Genomic DNA, 18,991 nt, shown 5'->3' with positions numbered 1-18,991 from the left:
CGCGCAGAAAGACGCTCCATCGCTGTGACTACTCGATCACCCGAACCAGGTAGGGGGCCATGTCGTTGAAACGCACCTGCGACACCTGCACCGCGGGTTCGGACGCTTCCAGCATGAGGTTGTTCCCCAGGAACATCGTCACGCTCTGGCTACCGTTGGGACCGTAGAAGATGAGATCCCCCGGAAGCGCCTGGGACGGAGCGATTTTCCGGCCGACGTTGTATTGATCACCGGATCGACGTGGAAGCTTGATACCTGCGGCGGCATAGGAGTAGACCATCAGCCCCGAGGCGTCGAAACCGGGAACCTTGGGCGCAGGGGCAGCCACCGGAGCGGGAATCAACCCCAGCAGGCTCGTGGTCGCCTCCGGCGCGGCAGGCGCGGTGTCGGTACTTGTGGTCGGGCCGTCGGTGTTACCGCCCCCATATGTGAACGGCACGCCGCGTTGAGATAGGCCCCTGGCGATCACCGCGTTGACGAGCTTCTGGGCGTCGGCGGGACTTCTGTGAACGTCCGCCGAGGCCAACCCCGGGGTGGCGAAGAGCAGGGCGATGCCGAGCATGACGGCGTATGTGCGTTTCATTCGATTGTCGCTTCCCTCCGGCCGCGAATCCTCCATGCGCGGGTGGTTCCCTCCGGCCGGCGATGACCACCAAGATCCTTTGTACCTCCGCGGCCCCTTCCAATCCCAATTAGGTTCTGCGACATGGCCAATGAGTTGTCGTAACGTGACCGAACGGTGATACGCGGCGGGGCTTCGGCGCACGTCAACCCTTACGCTCAACGTTTCTTGAGCGCGGTTGGCCCGCCGGTCGTAGGCTGGCGCCATGACCGACCACGACCGCCTTGCCACCCGCCGCGAAATCGCCGACGCACTCACCAGCGCGTTCGAACGACGTCACGAAGTGCTTGACCTGATTGTGGAAGCCGATGACCGGAAGAGCGCGATCGACGCGATAGCCGCACTATTGGGAACCTCGCATCTGGGCGGTGAGGCAGTCATGGGGATGTCGTTCGATCATCTGACCAAGGATGAGCGCCGCAAGAACGCGGCCGAGCTCGAGGATCTCAACAGCCAGCTCACCTTCACACTCATGGAGCGCCCCGCGAGCTCGGGAGACAGCCTTGAGCTGCGCCCGTTCTCCGGGAATGCCGATGCCGACATCTTCGCCGTACGTACGGAAGAGATCGGCCAGGCCGGGGACGGGTCCGGCGCCCCCGCCGGGGGTGTCGAAGACGAATTGCGGGCGGCTCTCGCGCGCATCGATGATGAAGAGGCGGCCTGGTTCGTCGCCGTCGAAGGGCCCAGCAAGGTGGGCATCGTCTTTGGTGAGCTGGTCGACGGTGAGGTGAACGTGCGGATCTGGGTCCATCCCGACCACCGCAAGAAGGGTTACGGCACCGCGGCTTTGCGAAAGTCCCGATCGGTGATGGCCGCCTACTTCCCCGCCGTGCCCATGGTGGTACGTGCGCCCGGCGCCCCCGCGTCATAGACACCCGACAGATTCAATGCTCATCAAGAGCATTGATCAATGTGCTTGATGCACTGATGAATTGGTGCGAATGTACCGGACGACACGCCGCCCCTCCACAGCGCTTCGGGCGGTGGAACATTGGAGAGGTCCGCTACTGTTAGCGCGGTATGAGCACATACGAGGAATCTCCGATGGGCATTCTGGTGTCTCAGATCTACCGGGTGCTGTGGTCACGCGCTTCGGTGATCGTGCGCGACTTCGGCGTGACTGTTCCGCAGATGGAGTGCCTGGCCGTGCTATCCGCACAGCCGGGGATATCCAATGTTGAGATCGCCGCAGAGCTTCGAATCACCCCCCAGGCGGTAAGCCTGGTCCAGCGGTCGCTGGAGGAGGCAGGTTTGGTGCATCGTTCGCGACGGCAGGCAGACGCGAGGGTGCTGACCACCGAGTTGACCGCCAAGGGACGAAAGCTCTTCGAGCGTGCCGACGCCACGCTGCGCGAGGATGACGACGAGATTCTGGCCAACATGACAGACAAGGATCGTGCCCAGCTGCGCAGGCTGCTCGGCGGAGTGATCGAGACGATGTCGGCGCGGTAGTTCACCCACCTCCGCGTGCAAAAGTGCTCAGTGTCAACACTATTGACGACGTTTGACCATAATTGATGACGCCTTTGCGCTGGTTGAACGGGTTCTGAACTCTTTCCAACTCTTTTCCGGATTTCTTGGACTCATTCCAGATAATTCAGGCATACTGCCGTTGTGGCCTTCACACCGGACGAGTACGCGGCGCTGCTGCGGACCGCCGATTTGCGTGTGACCCGGCCCCGAGTCGCCGTGCTCGAGGCCGTCGAAGCGAACCCGCACGCCGATACCGAGACCGTCTTCGGTGCGGTGCGGGCGGGCCTGCCCGAGGTGTCCCGGCAGGCCGTTTACGACGTCCTGGCGGCGCTGACGTCGGCTGGCCTGCTGCGCAAGATTCAGCCCTCCGGCTCCGTCGCACGGTACGAATCACGGGTTGGCGACAACCACCACCACGCCGTATGCCGCTCGTGCGGTGTCATCGCGGATATCGATTGCGCGATCGGCGCCGCGCCCTGTCTTACCCCGTCCGACTACAACGGATTCGTCCTCGAGGAGGCCGAGGTCATCTATTGGGGCCTATGCCCCGACTGTGCAGCACACGCTGCGTCCACACAAATTTCGGGATCACACACGTGATCACAGCCCATATCACCCCCCTCCCGAAAGGATCGCTGTGCCTGAAGAACACCCGCCCATCGCTGAGGCGAACAATCAGCCCTCGAACGGTTGCCCCGTTGCCGGTGGTCGCCTGAACTACCCCGTCGAGGGTGGTAACGCCAACCGCGAATGGTGGCCGACCCAGCTCAACCTGGGCATTCTCAAGAAGAATCCGCCCGCCGCGAACCCCCTTGGCGAGAGTTTCGATTACGCCAAAGCCGTACAGACAATCGATGTGGACGAGCTGAAAAAGGATGTCGAGACGGTCCTGACCGATTCGCAGGACTGGTGGCCTGCCGACTTCGGCAACTACGGCCCGATGTTCATCCGCATGGCATGGCACGCCGCGGGCACCTACCGCGTGGGCGACGGCCGTGGCGGCGCCGGTGCCGGCATGCAGCGGTTCGCCCCGCTGAACAGCTGGCCCGACAACGTACTGCTTGACCGTGCCCGCCGGCTGCTGTGGCCCGTGAAGAAGAAGTACGGGAACAAGCTCTCGTGGGCAGACCTCATCGTCTTCGCGGGCAATCACGCGATGGACACCATGGGGTTCAAGACCTTTGGCTTCGCCTTTGGGCGCGAGGACCGCTGGGAGCCCGAGCAGGACGTCTACTGGGGTCCCGAGCACACCTGGCTCGGCGATGAGCGCTACACCGGAGACCGTGACCTGGAGAACCCACTTGCCGCCGTGCAGATGGGTCTGATTTACGTCAATCCCGAAGGCCCCAACGGTAATCCGGATCCGCTGGCCGCGGCGATCGATATCCGTGAGACGTTCGGCCGGATGGCGATGAACGACGAGGAGACGGCCGCGCTCATTGTGGGCGGCCACACCTTCGGCAAGACGCACGGTGCCGGCGACGCCGGGCTGGTCGGTCCCGATCCCGAAGATGCACCGCTTGAGCAGATGGGCATCGGCTGGAAGAGCGCGTTCGGCTCCGGAAAGGGAAATGACGCGATCGGTAGCGGGCTGGAGGTCATCTGGACCCATACCCCCACCAAGTGGGACAACAGCTTCCTGGAGATTCTCTACGGCAATGACTGGGAGCTGACCAAGAGCCCGGCCGGTGCGCATCAGTGGAAGCCCAAGGACGGCGGCTGGGCCAACTCGGTACCCATGGCGCAGGGCGCGGGTAAGACGCATCCATCGATGCTCACGACCGACCTTTCGATGCGCTTCGATCCGATCTACGAGGCGATCACCAGACGCTGGCTCGATCACCCCGAGGAACTGGCCGATGCGTACGCAAAGGCCTGGTACAAGCTGATCCATCGCGATCTCGGGCCGCTGTCCCGCTACCTCGGTCCGCTGGTGCCGAAACAAACCCTGCTTTGGCAGGACGTCATTCCCGCCTCGGATACCAATATCGGGGAGGCTGATGTCGCCGAGCTGAAGGCGCAGCTTCTCGCCTCAGGCCTTACCGTGCCGCAGCTGGTGTCGACCGCATGGAAGGCCGCGGCGTCGTATCGCAACAGCGATAAGCGCGGCGGCGCCAACGGTGGACGTATCCGGTTGCAGCCGCAGGCCGGCTGGGAGTCCAACGAGCCCGACGAGCTCGCCCAGGTGATCCGCACGCTGGAAGGCATACAGGAGTCGTTCAACGCCGGCGCCAAGAAGATCTCGTTCGCCGACCTTGTCGTACTCGGTGGAGCTGCCGCCGTCGAGAAGGCGGCCAAGGACGCCGGATTCAACATCACGGTGCCGTTCACGCCCGGCCGCGGCGATGCGACTCAGGAACAGACCGACGTCGATTCGTTCTCCTACCTGGAGCCGGCTGCCGATGGGTTCCGCAACTACCTGGGCAAGGGTGCGCAGATACCGGCGGAGTACAAGCTGATCGACAAGGCCAACCTGCTGGCGCTGTCGCCGCCGGAACTGGCAGTCCTGGTGGGTGGCTTGCGCGTGCTGGGTGCGAACTACCAAGGCTCCGAGCTCGGCGTGCTCACCGACAAGCCCGGGACATTGACCAATGACTTCTTTGTCAACCTGGTCGATATGGGCACCGAGTGGACGCCGTCCTCGGCCGACGACGGCACGTATGTGGGTACCGATCGCAGCACCGGTGCGGCGAAGTGGACCGCCAGCCGGGTTGATCTGGTGTTCGGCGCGAACTCCGAACTGCGAGCTCTCGCAGAGGTTTACGCACAGGACGACGCCAAGGAGAAGTTCGTCAAGGACTTCGTCGCGGCATGGGTCAAGGTGTCGAACGCGGACCGCTTCGACGTCCGCTGATACCCGCCACACGTGGATGGCCGGCTCCTTCGGGGGCCGGCCATCGCGTTGTCGCCAGGACTAGTCGCGATCTTTCGTTCGCGCGGTCAGCGGCACTCCGGCTTCCTCGAAGATCTCCTCGATGGCATCCCAATCCTTCTTCCCCACCGCGGACTTGATGCGTGTCGCGTCCTGCAGAACGAACCGGAACGGCTCGTCGTCAGGGGTGCCGAAGCCGCCCCGAAGGCAATCGACGAGAGCATCGAGATTGCTGCCGAAGTAGCCGCCCGGCCCGTTCACCGCCCGCCCGAGTTCGGTGAAGAAGTCCGCCCGAGTACGGACATGGGAGCCTTCGACGACATAGGTCTTCATGCGCCTTCAACCTCACAGAATGATTGGTAGTGATCGCCCGTGTAGTAGACGTGTGGAGGATCGTTCGGTGGATTACCACCGGTGATGATGCGCCGAGTGCCACGCGTCTTACTCCCCGGAGTTCGGACCGTGTACTCGTGGTAGTACCCGCGGGGCTCCGAGGGCAGAACCCGCTCGCGGTTCTGGAAAACGACACCGTCGTTACGCGGATACGGGAACGGCCCGCCGGCATGGATCAGGTCCACCGTTCCGGAAGCCTCCGACGGCAGTTCGGACAAGTTGCACTCGGCGATGGTGGCACGAGCCGGCGAAGGCTCGGTACAACCGATGAGTGCCAGCGCGAGGACCGCGGCACCCACCACACGCAAACGCTGCGACATGCTTCGACGGTACTGCACGCCGCCGCCGGAACTGCGGTCGGCGACTCGGTTACCGCGATCTTCCGCGGAGCACCGCTAATTCGGTGCGCGCCGATGCGTGTTCGGCTTGCACCAGTGCGGCTTGTTCGTCGGCGGGGTCGGCGAACAGGAACGAGCCGGTGCCGGGTGCGCCGGCCGATCCGAGCTTGTTCATGCGCTGTGGTACTGCGGCGCCCTGGTATTCCAGCGGGATGGCGTGGCCGTGCTCGTCGACACCGGCCAGTGGCTGGTGCAGCTCGATGTATTCACCGTGTGGCAGTCGCTTGATGATGCCGGTCTCGATGCCGTGTTCGAGTACTGCGCGGTCGCTGCGTTGCAGCCCGATGGCCCAGCGGTAGGCCAGGTAGTACACGATGATCGGCAAGATGACCATGCCGATACGGCCGATCCACGTCGTCGCGTTCAGCGAGATATGGAACTTCAACGCGATGATGTCGTTGATGCACGACAGGGTGAGCAAGATGTAGAGCGAAAAGCCAGCTGCTCCGATGGCGGTGCGGACCGGAGCGTCACGCGGACGCTGCAGCAGGTTGTGATGCGCATCGTCGCCGGTGAAGCGTCTCTCGATGAATGGCCAGGCCACGATCACCACGAACGCGAGCATGATGCCCAGCACTCCCCACAGCACGGCGGGCACGGTGTGGCCGAAGATATACAGCTCCCAATCCGGGACGAGCCGCAGCAGGCCGTCCGTCCACATCAGGTAGATGTCGGGCGGTGATCCGGCCGCTACCTGCGATGGCTTGTAGGGGCCGAGCAGCCACACTGGGTTGATCTGCAGTAGCCCGCCCATGAGAGCGAGAACTGCCGTGACGATGGCGAAGAATGCGCCAGATTTCAGGGCGAACGCCGGAACAATCCTTACCCCAACAACATTGGTCTCGGTGCGCCGTGGGCCGGGAAATTGCGTGTGCTTCTGATACCACACAAGTGCCAGGTGCACGCCGATGAGCGCGATCATGATGGCGGGAACGAGTAGCACATGCAGAACGTAAAGTCTTGGCAGCACGATGTTTCCGGGGAAGTCGCCGCCGAACAACGCCCAATGCATCCAGGTACCGACGATCGGCAGCGACATCATGCCCTGCGTGACCACACGAAGTCCGGTGCCGGACAACAGATCATCGGGCAGCGAATAGCCCGCGAACCCCTCTGCCATGGCCAGGATCAGCAGTAGTGATCCGATGACCCAGTTGGCCTCCCGCGGGCGGCGAAATGCCCCGGTGAAAAAGATGCGGGCCAGGTGTACGACGATCGAGGCCGCGAACATCAGCGCCGCCCAATGATGGACCTGGCGCACGAACAGGCCACCGCGAACCTCGAAGCTCAGATTCAACGAGCTTTCGTAGGCCTTGGACATCTGCATACCGCGTAGCGGCTGGTAGACGCCGTTGTAGGTGACCTCGGCCATCGATGGGTCGAAGAACAGCGCCAGATAGATGCCCGAAATCAGGAGCACCACAAAGCTGTACAGCGCGATCTCCCCCAGCAGGAATGACCAGTGGGTCGGGAAGACCTTGTTCATCGGTCTTCGCAGGCCCGATGACGCGTGATAGCGCGAGTCGATCGCATTGGCAAGCTCCGTTGCTTGACCCATAGCTGCTCCCTTGGGAAGAGACTTTGTGCCTACTACGGAGGGTAGTACGTAATTACTACTAGCGGTAGTAGCAATTCAGAATCCACGACACCGGGCGATTACGTAATAGAGCAGTTGCTCTGTTATGGTCTGGCGTGTGCCGCGACCACGTGTCCACTCCATCGACGATCTGCTCGATGCGACCGAGCGAATCGCGGTCGATGACGGGCCAGCGGCCGTCACGGTCCGGGCCGTTTCGCTGGCTACCGGCACCTCCAATGGCGCGATCTACCACGCCTTCGGATCACGCGGCGCGATGGTCGGGCGGGCCTGGCTGCGTGCCGCGGAGAGATTCCTCGATATGCAGCGGCACGCCGTCGATCACGCGCTGACGGCGGGTGAGCCGATGCACATCGCCGCCGTGAATGCGGTCGTCGCGGCGGCCGACACCCCTGCCGCCTTCGCCGAACGCTTCCCCGCGTCTTCGCGGCTCGTGCTTGGGGTGCGGCGCGAGGATCTACTGGGCTCCGACATACCTGCGGATGTCACCGACACGATGACACGCGTGGACTCCACACTGGTCGCGTTGTTCATCCGATTGTCGCGCGCCTTATGGGATCGGGAGGACGGCCGTGCGGTTCAAGTCATCGAGGACTGCGTCGTGGGACTGCCGACCGGTCTCCTACTGCGAGGGCGCCGGAAGCCCGACGCTGCCGCACGCGCACGGCTCGAGGCCGCAGTGCGCGCCATTCTTACCCTCGATCCACCACCGGTGCACCCAAAAGCTAAGGGCGCCAAAATGAAAGGAAAAGCACGATGAGCCCCACCCTGGAACTTCAGGACACCATTGCGATTCTGAACCTCGGCCCGGACGAAAACCGGTTCTCCCCGGATTGGCTCGATACCGTCAACGGACTCCTCGATGACGCGCTGGAGCACGCCAAGCCGTTGATCACCGTGGGGACCGGAAAGTTCTATTCGAACGGGCTTGATCTGGATTGGCTGATGTCCCACGGAGATCAGACCGACTGGTACGTCGGTCGTGTCCACGCGTTGTTCAGTCGAATCCTCACCCTCCCGCTGCCGACCGTCGCGGCGGTCAACGGTCACGCGTTTGGAGCAGGAGCGATGCTCGCCGTGGCCCACGACTACCGAGTGATGCGATCCGACCGTGGATATCTGTGCTTCCCCGAGGTCGATATCAACATCCCGTTCACCCCCGGCATGGCGAGCCTCATTCAGGCCAAGGTGACCCCGCAGACAGCGGTGACCGCGATGACGACCGGGCACCGGTACGGCGGAGAAGCGGCCGTGGCCGCGGGTCTTGCCGACCGGGCCGTATCCGAGGACCAAGTACTCAGCGTCGCAGTCGATCTGATGAAACCCCTGGAGGGCAAGAACAGCGGGACGCTGGGTGCCATCAAGACGACAATGTTCGCCGCGACCACCGCTGCCCTGGCCGCATGACGCGTTCTTACTGAGGAGGAACGACCGGTGGGCGGCACACGTTGCCCACCGGGTCCCACCACAAACCGTTGTCACAGCTCAACGGGGTTGTGGCTATTGCCGGGCGACAGGTGTTGGCCACCGGGTCCCACCATCCGTCCGGACAGTTGGGCACGATGGGATCTGCCGAGCTGATGGGCACGATGCCGGACACCGCGGCCAGTGGAAGTAGCGTTCCAGCGGCGACGATCGTCAGTCGACGAGCGAGCATGTTCATGTGGACCACCTCTGGGTAGTACGGCTTGTGAGAGCCTACCCGGCACGCGACGCGCGAAACCTCGGTGCCAGTACCCGTCGCGCCAGCAGGTCCAGGGCGTATCCGAGCACACCGATCACGAGAATCACCGCCGTCACCTGATCGTAGGCCAGCTGGTCGCGGGCGTTGAGAATCTGATAGCCCAAACCCGATCGCACGCCTAACATTTCGGCCGGCACAAGCACTACCCATGCGATACCGAGTGCGACCCGCGCGCCGGTCTGAATGTTGCCCCGCACGGCCGGAAGGATCACCGTGGTGAGGAGCTCGATGCGGGTGGCATGAAACGACCGCGCCACGTCCAGATACCCGGGTGCGATGCCGTGCACACCGGCCGTGGTGTTGATGAGGATCGGCCAGACGGCCGCCGCGGCGATGAGAAAGATGACCGGTTGACTGCCGATACCGAACACGGCCACGGCGATGGGCGTCCACGACAGCGGCGAGATCATCCGCAGAAACTGGATCACCGGACGTGTGGCACGTTCCGCGGTAGCGCTTACGCCGAGTAGCAGGCCTGCCGGGACGCCGATCACGGCAGCAAGGCTGAGCCCGATGAGCAATCGCCACAGGCTGATTCCGATATCCGGCAGTAAGACGCCACGGTTCAGCAGTTCGATGGCCGCGGGCAGCGCTTTGTCGGGGGCCGTCTGCCGCAGCAGTGAATGGGGTTGGCTGAGTATCGAACTGGCAACGCACCACAGGACAACGCTCGCCACAATGGCCAGGGCCGGGGGCCAGATCTTGGCGAACAGTCGCGCTGTCCGCGGCGCCTCGGCACTGTCGTGGACGATCGAAGGTGTGTGCTCAAGGGTGCTCACAGTGCCTGTACCTGTTCTGTTCGGGTGAAATCGGCCGTGATTCCGAAGGCTTCGGGCCCGCCATGGGTCGCGATCGCCGAGCGCACAAAGGTGTCGTCCACCAGATCATCGTGAACCCGCGCGGGATCCAGCCGGTTGAGGAAACCACGGTCGCCATCGACGACGGTGTCGTGCATCGACTCGACCAAACGCTGTGTGAAGCTTCGGTAGGGAAACGGCTGGAAGCCCAGGCGTTGCGGATGCCAATCCGGATGCTTCAGCGGATATGGCGGATTCGGGTAGGTCAACGCCGTCTGTACCGCCGGGACGGGCTGCGGTAGGTACTTCCCGGCGCCAAGGGCGCCCGCCGCTGCTTTTCTGTCGGCATCAATCCGCAGCTGGGCGGCCACCACCGCGTCGGTGACCCCCTGTACTGCCGAAGCACGGCCGCTGATCACGTCATCGCGCGTGACGAGGACACAGCAGGCATGGTCGCGCCAGACATCGCCGAGAAACGTATGAATCCGTCCGATCTTCTTGATCTGTGCGATGGCGTTGAACGGATCGGCGACCACGTATCCCCCGATGGATCGATTGGCCAGTGCCGGCACCATATCGGATGGGCTCATCACGACGAGCTCGACGGTGCGCTGGGACCGGGACGCGGCACTTCGGATCACGGGCCGTAACCCCCTGCCGCGCAACAGCTCTTGCAGCACGATGTTGTGGATCGACCACCAGAATGGAATGGCGACCTGGGTGCCCGCGAGATCCTCCAGATGTTCGATGTCCGGCGCCACGGTGAGTGCCGAACCGTTGGTGTGATTCCACCCGAGCACTCGTACTCCGTGCCCCAGCACCTGGCGGAGCTGGATCGCCATGGGCATCAATAGATGCGCAACATCGATCTGCCGCGCCATGAAGGCCTCCGCCAAGGCGGCCCAGCTGCGAAACAGTACCGGCTTGGCCGCGCTGACCGTGCCGTCCGGATACATCCCCGCGGAGTGGGCCAGCAACAGCGGTGCCGCGTCGGTGATCGGTAGATACCCGATGCGCAATTGGCCGCTGATGTTCGTCGCGTCGGACGCCGCGGCGCGAATCAACCCGGCGCCACCGAAAAGTCCCGCTGCGGTGGTTATTCCAGCGGCTCCTGCCAGAACGGCGCGGCGCGAGACGATACTGCTCACTCAGATCCCGTCTCTGCCGGTTGGTACTGGGCGAGGATTTCCCGGCGTATCCGATCGCGCTCCCCCGCGGAGTGATCGTCCAGCGACCACTGCTGACGTATCCGCCCGTTGTCACCCAGAAGAACCACCCGGTGCGCAAGTGCCAGGGCTTCATCGACGTCATGGGTCACCAGGATGACGGTGACGGCCAGCTCGGCGGCCAGCGCCGCCAGCCAGGACTGCAAGTCTGCCCGCGTCACCGGGTCGAGTGCACTGAAGGGTTCATCGAGGAGCAACAACTTCGGCCGAGTGGCCACCGCACGCAGAATCGACACACGCTGAGCCTGTCCCCCGGATAATTGATCGGGATATCGATCGGAGAGTTTTCGGAGACCGAAATGATCGACCAGGGCCTGCACGTAGGAATCGTCGAATACGCTGCGGTGCCGCCCGAATCGCTTGGCGAAGACGATGTTCTCGGCGACGGTCAACCAGGGCATCAGCAACGCATCTTGGAAAACCACACCCGTCCGGGGGCGGCGTTCACCGTCTGATGTCCAGACGACGGTCCCAGCACTGAGGTCTTCCAGACCCGCCAGCACGCGCAACAGGGTGGACTTACCACTTCCGCTGGGACCCAGCACGGCCAGGAACTCGCCGGAAGTCACGTGGACATCGACCTCGCGCAGGGCCACTGCTGTGCCGAAATACTTGGTGCCGTTCGCTATTCGTACTGCGTCAGTTCCCACCGTAGCTGTCCTTCCGAGGGCGATTGAATGGGTAGGAAAGCGGCCTCACGAAACCGCCGGTTCGCCGAGGTTCCCAGTGCGTATCCGGCGCCGCCGGCCATGGTGACCTCCAGCCGAGACGCTTGACCGGCAAGACCGGCGGCATCGAGCCGTAGCCGGAGGAGTTCGGCGGTGCTCGGTTCAGATGGTGCTGCCGCGAAAGCGTAGAGACGATCGCGCAGAATGCGATTCCTCTGTGTGAGCTCAACGAGTTCGGTGGCGAACTGCCCGGCGAGTTCGCCACGCGCGGATTTCGCACCGCGAATCGCCGCACTGCTGACCCCGGCGCAGAAGGCGGTCTGGAGCAAGAGAAAGGCTGGGCGGATTCGGGCGACGAAGCCCCGCAAGTCGGTGCTGATCACGTTCTCGGTGGGAATGTGAACATCATCGAGCTGCAGGGATGTCGAAGCCGTGGCCGTCAATGCCATCAGATTCGGCGGCTGATCGATGCGTATTCCGTCCGCGTTGACATCGACCGCCACCACAGAGGTGGCGCCGTCTGTCCCCCGAGCGGGTAGCACCATCAGTGCGTCGGGGAATACGTTGGAAGCCCATCGAATCGGGCCGGTGATGCGTAGTCCGTCAGCGTGCGCGGTTGCGCGCAGCGGCACCTCCCCCAGCCCCGCAACCTGTTTGAGGCCGGCCGCCATCGCGGTGACGCCTGGGCGGAGCCCCGCCCGCAGCCCGGGCAGGTGCTCAGCGCGCAGAGCTTCCGGAGCCAGGCTCACATACTCGATGGTCATGCGATGTGCCCATGCCGAGAAACCCACAGCCAGACTGCTCGTGGCAACCCGTTCGATCACCCGCACCATGGGCGCCAGGTCTGCGCCGGCCAGACCCGCATCGAACAGGCTTTCCGCACCCAGAGCGCGAATGTCTGTTCGGACATCGGTCTCATTGGAGTCAAGAGCTGATGCCCGGGCCGACACCGCATCGCCGACGCGTTCCAACACCGCCTCGATGTCCCTGGCCACGGCGGCCGTCATAGCGAGATATCTCCAAGCCCGTGCAGTCTGTCGACGGGGGTGTCAACGGCCTTGCGCGCGCGGAGCACCGCCTCTTCATCAGGAGCGTCGTAGAAGCACAGGCACTTGTCCATGTCTTCACGGACATACGTGCGCAGAAAGCTGACTTCGGGCACATCGGCGTACTTGGGCGCCTTGGCCTTCTTGCGCGCCAGATACGTCTGCATGTCCAGGTCCGCGGGCAGATCCCATTCCACGAGATATCCGGCTACCGGCCGCACGGACTTCAGCTGGCCAAGATCGGCGCCGACCAGCCGTACCGAGTGCGGCCCGGAGACCGAGTCCACGCGCAGCGCATCGGAGTCCAACCGCGAGGCCTCACCATGAAACTCGGCGATGACGAAGATCCGGCGGGCCTCACGTGTCACCTGAGCTTCGATCAATTCACCGCCGCCGCTATGCACCCGCCCGTCGATCTCCTTGAGCAGTTGTGTGGCATCGGTGTTATCAGCAGGGCCAAGGGCGATTTCGTAGAGATGCAGCGTCACGTCACTGTTCCTAACTTCGGTGGACGACTTCGATGTGCGACACCGTGACGGTTTCATGAACAGACAGGTCTGTCTATAAAGGTTCATTGGGTTACCCTGCTTTCATGAGTTCCACGACAGCACCTCCGGACCGCGACACCGCCTCGGCCATCCGTGTGCTCGCGCCGTCCGAACGGCTGCTTCGCACTGCCGCAGATCTCTTCGCGACGCAGGGCATTCGCGCTGTGGGAATTGACCAGATACTGCGCGAGGCGGGGGTTGCCAAGGCGAGTCTGTACAGCAGCTACGGATCAAAGGACGCGCTCATCGTTGCCTACCTCGAAGAATTGGATCAGCGTGATCGCAACCGCTGGAATGCCGCGGTGGCGGCGCAACGCAATCCCAAAGCGAAGGTGCTGACGTTCTTCGATCTCGCCACCGCCGCCGCGAAGGCGAGGAACTTCCGCGGCTGTCTGTACGCCAATGCCGCTACCGAGTTCCCCGGAACGGAGTGGGAACCGGTGCGAAGGCATCGTGAGTGGTTCCGTGCGACCGTGACCGCGCTGCTGCGCGAGGCAGGGATATCGCGCCCCGACAATCTCACCCGGCAGGTGCAACTGCTCTACGACGGTGCATTGACCGCCTCGAAGATCGAGAAATCAGTTGCGCCGATAACGCTGGCGCGCAAAATCACTCGTGAGTTGATCGGCTAGGCGGCAGGATTCTGGTTGGATGGGCTGTATGACTGAGGATGTCCGAGTGGTCTCGGCGAGCCGCGTAATAGAGGCGCCGGCGGCGGTGCTCTTCGAACTCATCGCTGACCCGGCGCGGCAGCGAGAATGGGACGGCAACGAGAACCTCGCCGAGGCGGCCCCGGGCCAACGGGTTCATGCCGTGGGTGACGTGTTCGTGATGACACTGACCAATACCCACGTCCGGGAAAACCGCATCGTGGAGTTCGACGAGGCGCGCCGGATCGCATGGCTACCGTCAGAAGTGGGCAAGCAGCCACCGGGCCATCTCTGGCGATGGGAACTGGAGCCGGTCGGCGATGGCAGCCGCACTCGGGTGACGCACACGTATGACTGGACGAATCTCACCGATGAGAACAGACTGCCCCGGGCTCGTCTCACCACGCCCGAACGGCTACAAGCGTCGGTGGACAGGCTAGGCGCGCTCGCCGAATCGGGCGCGTAGCCCAGGCTGACGCAGCGCCGTATTACCCCTTGACCTCAAGTTGACTTGAGATTGAACACTGGGGTGATGACAACGAAGACATCGAATGTGCGCCAGATTCGATCAGACCTGTGGGAGACACGAACGGACAACCCCTTCCCCGGGCTGACCACTCACGCCTACCTGTGGGTCCGCCCCGAAGGCAACGTGTTGTTCTACAGCCCCGCCACCGAGGCCGACTTCGAGGCAATTGCCGAATTGGGCGGAGTCGCCCATCAGTACCTTTCCCACCAGGACGAGGCAGGACCCATGCTCGCCGTCGTGAAGCAGCGATTCGGATCGAAACTGCACGCATCCGCCCGTGAAGAAGGTGAGATCAGCACACACACCGACATCGATGTCCCGACAACGCAGCGTCACGTGGACGAAAATGGCGTCGAAGTGATACCGACACCGGGTCATTCCGTCGGCAGTACAAGCTATCTGGTAACCGGTGCAGATGGTGAGAAATACCTCTTCACCGGGGACACCATGTTCCCGACCGAGGCCGGATCGTGGTCCACCTTCCTGGTCCCCGGTCGCGGGAGTGCCGACGAGCTATCAGCGAGCCTGGACCTGCTGGCAGACACCGTCCCGAATGTCGTCATCTCCAGCGCGTACGGCGGGGACACCGCCGTGTATGAGCTCACGCCGGGCCGGTGGGGAGAATTCATCGCACAGGCCCGGCAGAGCCTACAGCGCGGCTAAGGGCGTACCGCCTGGGTGAACCCGAAGATCCCGTCGGGATCGTAGGTCGCGGCGATCTGTCGCAGCCTCGGCAGATTATCTCCGTAATACGCTGCGGCCCAATCGGGTAAACGCGGATCGATGTAGTTCACGTACGCGGCGGTACCGCAGATCTCGCCGAGCCGGTCCCGTGCCTCGTCCACGCGGCGATACGCAGCCGACGGATCGGCGCCGACCCCATGATAGATCTGGAGAGAGGCGAGGGCCGTTCGATGTGGGAAGGCGGTGGCGGCAGCGGGAATTCGGCTGACTGCACCGCCCAGGCTATCCAGAATGAACGTCAGCCCCGGCGTGCCCACGAGGATCATCTCTATTGCGGCGGTGTCGACCGCAGCGTGCGGGATCATCCGGGAGGATGCCACAAACGCCTCGCGTTGCAGTTGACCGGTACCTACTCCACCCCACGACGGATGACACTGGGCCACAGTCAGTGTTGAGCACCCACCCATGAACTTCATGGCGTCGATATAGGCCATGTCGGCGACGAATCGATCGGATGGATTGATGCCGATCGCGGCGCGGAGACCGTCTACGAGTGCCCGTGGATCGTCCGTTTTGGCGATGCAGCCCACGATCCGGCCATGCGGAGTGGCGCCGCCCACGGCGTGCAGCGTCGTCCACAATTCGTCCGGCGCATCGTCCATGAACGCCAGCCACCGGCGCATGATCGTAGCCAGTTCCCCCGGCGCGTAATCGAGCGTGAACACCGTAAGCTCGCTAGCTTCGGCGGTGTCAAAGGTGAACTCCGTTGCAATGCAGAAGTTTCCGCCGCCACCCCCGCGAATGGCCCAGAACAGGTCGGACTCGGATTCCGACGACAGGTCTCGGATCGCACCATCCGCGGTTACCACCCTGGCGGATGCCAGTTGGTCGCAGGTCAGCCCGAACCTGCGAGTGAGAACCCCTACCCCGCCGCCGAGGGTCAATCCCGCGATGCCCACGGTGGGACAGGAACCGCCGGCAAGCATCCGGCCGGCCCCGGAGACAGCCGCATAGACATCTATCAGACGCGCCCCCGACCCGATCTTTGCCCGCGTCCCGGTCATCGAGACCGTTGCCATACGCCCGAGATCGACCACCAGTCCGTCATTCGGAACGCAATAGCCGGCAAAGCTGTGACCACCGCTGCGTGCCGCAATCGGGATCCCGGAACCCGATGCGAACTCCACGCAGCACGCCACATCCTGCTCGGAGGCACAGAAGGCAACCGCAGCTGGATGATTCGTGTCGAAAAGAGGATTGAACGTCCGCGCTGCCGCATCAAACCCGTTCTCGCCACGCACCGTGAGCGTTCCGGATATCCTGCGGCGCAGGTCTTCCCATCCAGAAGCCGCGAGTCGATCCTTGGGGTGTGCCGGTGAGCATCCGGCGATAGACACGGCGCCGAGCGCCACGATCGCCCCCGCGGACAGCACCGCACGCCTGGTGACCAGCGCAGGAGTTTGCGTGCGATGCGGTTGGGGGTCCAACACTGCTCCTGTCGGTCACGATCGGGTGGATACCCCATCTTGTCGCCTACGGCGGGTACGCGTGCCGCACAACGGTAGATTGGCCCACATGACGGTGAGTTCGGCACCCGACCCGGTCGCCGATATAGCGTTGCGCCCCGCTGGGCCGCAGGTGGGAGCCTTCTTCGACCTGGACGGCACCCTGGTGGCCGGATTCACCCCGACGGCTCACGCCCGTGATCGGATGCGCCGTGGTCAGGCGAGTGTCGGTGAGGTTCTCGGAGTTCTGGAGGCCACCTTCCGGTACAAGCTGGGCCGCATGGAATTCGAGCGTTTGGTGGTGCGCGCCGCCGGATACCTGCGCGGCGACTCGCTGGCCGAGCTCGAAGCCGTCGGCGAACGAATCTTCCACCAGCACAATGCCTCGATGATCTATCCACAGATGTCTGAGCGCGTGCGTGCACATCAGGAGCAGGGCCACACCGTGGTGCTGAGTTCCTCGGCGCTGACCATTCATGCCGAACCGGTGGCGCGCCACCTCGGAATAGCCCATGTGCTGTGCAACCACTTCGACCTCGACGACAACGGACTGCTCACCGGCGATATCCGCAAGCCCATCGTGTGGGGCCGCAACAAGGCAACCGCGGTCGCGCGCTTCTGCGAGTCCAATCATGTTGACTTGCAACGCAGTTACTTCTATGCCGACGGAGAGGAAGACATCGATCTGATGTCTCTCGTCGGCGAGCCCTGCCCGGTCAACCCGCGTGGCCGGCTCGCCACCGTGGCGGCCGAGCGGGGTTGGCCGATCTTGCGTTTGGACGATCCGAGGCCACGTGGGGTGAGTTCGTCGCTGCGCAGGTTCACCCGGCTGGCTCGCCGATAGGCTTGGTCCATGGCGGGACGTTATGTGGCATTGGGCAGCTCTATGGCGTCGGGGCCGGGTATCCCGCCGCGTGTACCGGGCTCGCCCCGGCTTGCCGGGCGTTCGGCACGCAACTACCCGCACCAAATCGCTGAACGCAAGGGATATCAGCTGGTCGACGTCACCTACTCGGGGGCGACCACGGCGCATATCCTGACCGACGCACAGCACGCCGCCCCACCTCAGATCGGGGTACTCGATGGCACCGAGGAGTTGGTGACGATCACGATCGGCGGCAACGACGTCGGTTACGTGCCGTTTCTGATCGCCGCGCGCCTACCGCGCATCCTGCGTGCCCTGCCGGTCATCGGAAGCGGGTTGGCCGGCTTGCTCGACACCGGTAAGCAGGACGCGGCGCTGGCGGTCGTGGGTGATTCCCTGCGCGCGGTGGGTGAGCAGGTACGCGCTCGCGCACCGCGCGCACGCGTGATCTTCATCGACTACCTGACGCTGCTGCCGCCTGAAAACGAGCCGGCGCCGCCGTACACCCGGGCCGAGGCTGACAACGGGCGCCGTATTGCCGCGGAACTGGCGGCGGTCACCGCGCATGCGGCCCACGCCGCCGGCTGCGACATCATCCGCGCATCGGCGGCCAGCGCCGGACATCACGCATGGTCACCGCAGCCCTGGACGAACCGCCCCGGATTCCCGTGGCCGGGGCGTCCGGCACCGCTTCACCCCAACGAGGACGGTATGACCGCCGTGGCCGATCTGGTCGTGGCGCTATTGGACGGCGCGTCTAATCACTGAGGTTGCGGTGTGAGCGGTCCATCGCATTGCGATACTTGACCCGTGCGCACTCCTTCCCTGCTGATGATCCCCGTCGTCGCCATGGCGATCGGAATCGGATTCGCCGGCCCGGCCTCGGCCGTGGCGCCTCCGGCGGATGGGACCTACCGAATGATCGAGGAAGGTGCCGGCGAGGTCTCCTGGACGATGTCCGCGGTGTGTGTGCAGGCATCCGGCACCCGCATCCAGTCCGACTACACCGACCCCACCATCCAGGCCGACGGCTGCACCCTCACCGTCACCAGCGCGACACCCGACATCCTCAAACACAACGACCGACTCCAGAACTACTCCATCCCGGCCAAGCTGGTCGATGACCAATGGACATTCCTGCACGCCCGGCCGCAAGGCATGACCTGCCCCGATGGAACCTTCGCGCCCACTCAGGAGAAGTACGTCTTCAACGACGAAACCCTGACCGGAGTGCACACCAGCATCCACAGCGCCGTGTGCGGTGGCCAGCCCGGGATGACCAAGAAGCCCTTCAGCCTGCAATTCGTCAAGCCGCTCGACGTACCCGTGGACCGGTTCCCGCAGTACTGCGATGGGTTCGCGCACTGCTGGTGA

23 protein-coding genes are annotated in these 18,991 nt (G+C 63.8%); 12 read left to right on the top strand and 11 right to left on the bottom strand.

Going from position 1 to position 18,991, the window contains the following annotated elements; genetic code table 11:
* Positions 1–28: 28 nt before the first annotated feature.
* Entirely contained in the window at positions 29–583 is a 555-nt protein-coding gene (gene ripD / locus RHO23_RS07575) for an NlpC/P60 family peptidoglycan-binding protein RipD (RefSeq protein WP_030097896.1), read from the bottom strand.
* 244 nt (positions 584–827) lie between these two features.
* Between ripD and RHO23_RS07570 the strand changes: the two genes are divergently transcribed.
* From RHO23_RS07570 to katG, 4 genes are all read left to right on the top strand, one after another.
* On the top strand, positions 828–1,493 hold the full coding sequence (locus RHO23_RS07570; protein WP_030097897.1) for a GNAT family N-acetyltransferase: 666 nt from the start codon (positions 828–830) through the stop codon (positions 1,491–1,493).
* Positions 1,494–1,666: 173 nt separating this feature from the next.
* Positions 1,667–2,074 carry a MarR family winged helix-turn-helix transcriptional regulator gene (locus RHO23_RS07565; RefSeq protein ID WP_030097898.1) on the top strand — a complete coding sequence of 136 codons (408 nt, stop codon included), beginning with the start codon at positions 1,667–1,669 and terminating at the stop codon, positions 2,072–2,074.
* Positions 2,075–2,236: 162 nt separating this feature from the next.
* Complete coding sequence (locus RHO23_RS07560; protein ID WP_030097899.1) at positions 2,237–2,695, top strand: Fur family transcriptional regulator; 459 nt, start codon at positions 2,237–2,239, stop codon at positions 2,693–2,695.
* Between the two features lie 37 nt (positions 2,696–2,732).
* Entirely contained in the window at positions 2,733–4,949 is a 2,217-nt protein-coding gene (gene katG, locus RHO23_RS07555; protein WP_423488875.1) for a catalase/peroxidase HPI, read from the top strand.
* Positions 4,950–5,009: 60 nt separating this feature from the next.
* Here katG and RHO23_RS07550 read toward each other — a convergent pair whose 3' ends face one another.
* The 3 genes from RHO23_RS07550 to RHO23_RS07540 are packed head-to-tail and all read right to left on the bottom strand — an operon-like array spanning position 5,010 to position 7,316.
* The gene (locus tag RHO23_RS07550) at positions 5,010–5,300 is read right to left on the bottom strand and encodes a barstar family protein (RefSeq protein ID WP_070940968.1); all 291 of its coding nucleotides are present in this window, start codon (positions 5,298–5,300) and stop codon (positions 5,010–5,012) included.
* A complete protein-coding gene (locus tag RHO23_RS07545) occupies positions 5,297–5,680 on the bottom strand; it encodes a ribonuclease domain-containing protein (protein WP_057966398.1) in 384 nt (127 codons plus the stop codon). Before RHO23_RS07545 ends, RHO23_RS07550 begins: the two co-directional genes overlap by 4 nt.
* A gap of 49 nt (positions 5,681–5,729) precedes the next feature.
* Positions 5,730–7,316: a cytochrome b gene (locus RHO23_RS07540; protein WP_423488874.1), complete on the bottom strand. Its 1,587-nt coding sequence runs from the start codon at positions 7,314–7,316 to the stop codon at positions 5,730–5,732.
* 136 nt (positions 7,317–7,452) lie between these two features.
* Between RHO23_RS07540 and RHO23_RS07535 the strand changes: the two genes are divergently transcribed.
* Positions 7,453–8,115: a TetR/AcrR family transcriptional regulator gene (locus RHO23_RS07535; protein WP_070941150.1), complete on the top strand. Its 663-nt coding sequence runs from the start codon at positions 7,453–7,455 to the stop codon at positions 8,113–8,115.
* Positions 8,112–8,762, top strand: a complete 651-nt coding sequence (locus RHO23_RS07530) for an enoyl-CoA hydratase/isomerase family protein (RefSeq protein ID WP_264922278.1) — start codon at positions 8,112–8,114, stop codon at positions 8,760–8,762. Before RHO23_RS07535 ends, RHO23_RS07530 begins: the two co-directional genes overlap by 4 nt.
* Before the next feature lie 7 nt (positions 8,763–8,769).
* Here the strand turns inward: RHO23_RS07530 and RHO23_RS07525 are convergent, their stop codons facing one another.
* Genes RHO23_RS07525 through RHO23_RS07500 form a run of 6 tightly spaced genes read right to left on the bottom strand, consistent with a single transcriptional unit; the run spans position 8,770 to position 13,324 of the window.
* Positions 8,770–9,018 (bottom strand): hypothetical protein, encoded by a 249-nt coding sequence (locus tag RHO23_RS07525; RefSeq protein WP_264922277.1) that lies wholly within the window; start codon positions 9,016–9,018, stop codon positions 8,770–8,772.
* A gap of 35 nt (positions 9,019–9,053) precedes the next feature.
* On the bottom strand, positions 9,054–9,851 hold the full coding sequence (locus RHO23_RS07520) for an ABC transporter permease (RefSeq protein ID WP_070941149.1): 798 nt from the start codon (positions 9,849–9,851) through the stop codon (positions 9,054–9,056).
* A gap of 23 nt (positions 9,852–9,874) precedes the next feature.
* On the bottom strand, positions 9,875–11,044 hold the full coding sequence (locus RHO23_RS07515; RefSeq protein WP_064408778.1) for an ABC transporter substrate-binding protein: 1,170 nt from the start codon (positions 11,042–11,044) through the stop codon (positions 9,875–9,877).
* Complete coding sequence (locus tag RHO23_RS07510; protein WP_070941148.1) at positions 11,041–11,772, bottom strand: ABC transporter ATP-binding protein; 732 nt, start codon at positions 11,770–11,772, stop codon at positions 11,041–11,043. Before RHO23_RS07510 ends, RHO23_RS07515 begins: the two co-directional genes overlap by 4 nt.
* The gene (locus RHO23_RS07505; RefSeq protein WP_423488873.1) at positions 11,748–12,797 is read right to left on the bottom strand and encodes an acyl-CoA dehydrogenase; all 1,050 of its coding nucleotides are present in this window, start codon (positions 12,795–12,797) and stop codon (positions 11,748–11,750) included. Before RHO23_RS07505 ends, RHO23_RS07510 begins: the two co-directional genes overlap by 25 nt.
* On the bottom strand, positions 12,794–13,324 hold the full coding sequence (locus tag RHO23_RS07500) for a DUF4242 domain-containing protein (protein ID WP_264922276.1): 531 nt from the start codon (positions 13,322–13,324) through the stop codon (positions 12,794–12,796). The genes RHO23_RS07505 and RHO23_RS07500 overlap by 4 nt, the downstream gene beginning before the upstream one ends.
* 104 nt (positions 13,325–13,428) lie before the next feature.
* Between RHO23_RS07500 and RHO23_RS07495 the strand changes: the two genes are divergently transcribed.
* From RHO23_RS07495 to RHO23_RS07485, 3 genes are all read left to right on the top strand, one after another.
* Positions 13,429–14,016: a TetR/AcrR family transcriptional regulator gene (locus tag RHO23_RS07495; protein WP_264922275.1), complete on the top strand. Its 588-nt coding sequence runs from the start codon at positions 13,429–13,431 to the stop codon at positions 14,014–14,016.
* Positions 14,017–14,044: 28 nt separating this feature from the next.
* Positions 14,045–14,500: an SRPBCC family protein gene (locus tag RHO23_RS07490; RefSeq protein WP_070919880.1), complete on the top strand. Its 456-nt coding sequence runs from the start codon at positions 14,045–14,047 to the stop codon at positions 14,498–14,500.
* A gap of 66 nt (positions 14,501–14,566) precedes the next feature.
* Positions 14,567–15,226 carry an MBL fold metallo-hydrolase gene (locus RHO23_RS07485; protein ID WP_064408773.1) on the top strand — a complete coding sequence of 220 codons (660 nt, stop codon included), beginning with the start codon at positions 14,567–14,569 and terminating at the stop codon, positions 15,224–15,226.
* On the opposite strand, the gene RHO23_RS07480 is transcribed toward RHO23_RS07485, so the two are convergent.
* Positions 15,223–16,734: an FAD-binding oxidoreductase gene (locus RHO23_RS07480; RefSeq protein ID WP_064410290.1), complete on the bottom strand. Its 1,512-nt coding sequence runs from the start codon at positions 16,732–16,734 to the stop codon at positions 15,223–15,225. The two genes, RHO23_RS07485 and RHO23_RS07480, sit on opposite strands and share 4 nt — an antisense overlap.
* Positions 16,735–16,822: 88 nt before the next feature.
* On the opposite strand from RHO23_RS07480, the gene RHO23_RS07475 reads away from it, so the two are divergent.
* The 3 genes from RHO23_RS07475 to RHO23_RS07465 are packed head-to-tail and all read left to right on the top strand — an operon-like array spanning position 16,823 to position 18,991.
* Entirely contained in the window at positions 16,823–17,596 is a 774-nt protein-coding gene (locus RHO23_RS07475) for an HAD family hydrolase (protein ID WP_070940962.1), read from the top strand.
* 9 nt (positions 17,597–17,605) lie between these two features.
* A complete protein-coding gene (locus RHO23_RS07470; protein ID WP_423488872.1) occupies positions 17,606–18,385 on the top strand; it encodes an SGNH/GDSL hydrolase family protein in 780 nt (259 codons plus the stop codon).
* A 42-nt stretch (positions 18,386–18,427) separates the two neighbouring features.
* Positions 18,428–18,991 (top strand): hypothetical protein, encoded by a 564-nt coding sequence (locus tag RHO23_RS07465; protein WP_057968289.1) that lies wholly within the window; start codon positions 18,428–18,430, stop codon positions 18,989–18,991.

Source organism: Mycobacteroides sp. PCS013, assembly GCF_049532645.1.
Taxonomy (GTDB): Bacteria; Actinomycetota; Actinomycetes; order Mycobacteriales; family Mycobacteriaceae; genus Mycobacterium; species Mycobacterium gwanakae.
This window is presented reverse-complemented; position numbering and strand designations above follow the sequence as displayed.

What these genes read in the sequence shown, in the direction of transcription:
- ripD (WP_030097896.1), bottom strand. Translation starts at nt 583, where the DNA reads ATGAAACGCACATACGCCGTCATGCTCGGCATCGCCCTGCTCTTCGCC.
- RHO23_RS07570 (WP_030097897.1), top strand. Translation starts at nt 828, where the DNA reads ATGACCGACCACGACCGCCTTGCCACCCGCCGCGAAATCGCCGACGCA.
- RHO23_RS07565 (WP_030097898.1), top strand. Translation starts at nt 1,667, where the DNA reads ATGGGCATTCTGGTGTCTCAGATCTACCGGGTGCTGTGGTCACGCGCT.
- RHO23_RS07550 (WP_070940968.1), bottom strand. Translation starts at nt 5,300, where the DNA reads ATGAAGACCTATGTCGTCGAAGGCTCCCATGTCCGTACTCGGGCGGAC.
- RHO23_RS07545 (WP_057966398.1), bottom strand. Translation starts at nt 5,680, where the DNA reads ATGTCGCAGCGTTTGCGTGTGGTGGGTGCCGCGGTCCTCGCGCTGGCA.
- RHO23_RS07540 (WP_423488874.1), bottom strand. Translation starts at nt 7,316, where the DNA reads ATGGGTCAAGCAACGGAGCTTGCCAATGCGATCGACTCGCGCTATCAC.
- RHO23_RS07530 (WP_264922278.1), top strand. Translation starts at nt 8,112, where the DNA reads ATGAGCCCCACCCTGGAACTTCAGGACACCATTGCGATTCTGAACCTC.
- RHO23_RS07525 (WP_264922277.1), bottom strand. Translation starts at nt 9,018, where the DNA reads ATGAACATGCTCGCTCGTCGACTGACGATCGTCGCCGCTGGAACGCTA.
- RHO23_RS07505 (WP_423488873.1), bottom strand. Translation starts at nt 12,797, where the DNA reads ATGACGGCCGCCGTGGCCAGGGACATCGAGGCGGTGTTGGAACGCGTC.
- RHO23_RS07495 (WP_264922275.1), top strand. Translation starts at nt 13,429, where the DNA reads ATGAGTTCCACGACAGCACCTCCGGACCGCGACACCGCCTCGGCCATC.
- RHO23_RS07490 (WP_070919880.1), top strand. Translation starts at nt 14,045, where the DNA reads ATGACTGAGGATGTCCGAGTGGTCTCGGCGAGCCGCGTAATAGAGGCG.
- RHO23_RS07485 (WP_064408773.1), top strand. Translation starts at nt 14,567, where the DNA reads ATGACAACGAAGACATCGAATGTGCGCCAGATTCGATCAGACCTGTGG.
- RHO23_RS07475 (WP_070940962.1), top strand. Translation starts at nt 16,823, where the DNA reads ATGACGGTGAGTTCGGCACCCGACCCGGTCGCCGATATAGCGTTGCGC.
- RHO23_RS07470 (WP_423488872.1), top strand. Translation starts at nt 17,606, where the DNA reads ATGGCGGGACGTTATGTGGCATTGGGCAGCTCTATGGCGTCGGGGCCG.